The organism is Vescimonas sanitatis, assembly GCF_049060325.1.
GTDB classification, from domain to species: domain Bacteria; phylum Bacillota; class Clostridia; order Oscillospirales; family Oscillospiraceae; genus Vescimonas; species Vescimonas sanitatis.
In genome coordinates this window covers 1-300 of the sequence record NZ_JBMGPW010000062.1, presented here as the reverse complement: position 1 = coordinate 300, position 300 = coordinate 1, and the positions used below count along the sequence as shown (strand labels likewise).

At 59.3% G+C, this 300-nt stretch carries 1 pseudogene; it reads left to right on the top strand.

From position 1 onward, the window contains the following. Window positions 1-300: pseudogene (locus ACOMDU_RS13760) on the top strand (hypothetical protein); the annotation flags it as partial.

Genomic DNA, 300 nt, shown 5'->3' with positions numbered 1-300 from the left:
GGCAGAAGCCGCCGTCACTTTGCGGCGCAATGGTGGGACAGGCTGTGCCCGGAGAATACCAACCGGGGCGATCTGCTGCATTTTGTGCGGCAGCTTACCGACCACGCGCCCCTGCGGCTGTGCCTTTACGGTTTCCTGTCCGGCTTTCTGTACGGCTGGATCATGAACCTGTATTTCATCATCGGCTACGTCAGCCCCCTTACCTGGCAGACGATAGGCGCGGCCTATCTATCCAGCTTTTTCTTCGATTTCTGTCACGGGCTGTGTACGTTTCTGGTACTGTGGGCGCTGGGCGACCCG